Source organism: Pedobacter sp. 05L430 (genome assembly GCF_056397585.1).
Genome location: NZ_JBFTNT010000605.1, coordinates 1 through 630 on the forward strand (window position 1 = coordinate 1; position 630 = coordinate 630).

Consider the following 630-nt stretch of genomic DNA (forward strand, 5'->3'; position numbering starts at 1 on the left):
CATCTCCTAATCGAGATGCCAGCAGAAAAGAAATATCATAGTAACGTTGTTTAACAACTGAATGAGTTTTATATGGATGATTTTCATAATACAGCCCCGAGTATTTGAACGATGCTTTCTCATTCTGGTTTTGAAAATAAGCTTTGGCCAGCAAATCGTAAAATCGGTAAGTAATAGGGCTATGAGTCCGTTCTGCAACTTCCATAGCGGAAATTATTTTTTCCATTACTCCTGATTCTACCAATAGTCCATCTCCAAAGCTCTGACTTAGAATACTGTAAGTCTTCAATAGTTCTATCGTGTCATTGAGCCTTTTGCTTTTCATCTTCTGATACTCCGCAATCGCACTGTCTCTTTTCTTTTCTAACAGATACTTTCTCCCTTTGAAATAATGAAGATAGGGGTCAACTGGATTGTTATAAATCTTAAAAAGACTGTCATGCTTATCAATTACTCTTTTGTAGGTCTCAGTTGATAGGGTATCCATCGCTATAACTGCTTCCAGATAATCCTTTTCAGGATTGCTCCTATGCATATTTTTTTTCTGCATTTTAGAAGTATTTTCTTCATTTCTGCATGCACAGAATATCAAGGCACCACAAAACAGAAAACGAACAAGAGGGGTTACTG

General features: G+C 36.5%; 1 pseudogene. It reads right to left on the reverse strand.

Going from position 1 to position 630, the window contains the following annotated elements:
• Nucleotides 1-550 (reverse strand): annotated as a pseudogene (locus AC1DG9_RS27580) (tetratricopeptide repeat-containing sensor histidine kinase); the annotation flags it as partial.
• Nucleotides 551-630 lie beyond the last annotated feature (80 nt).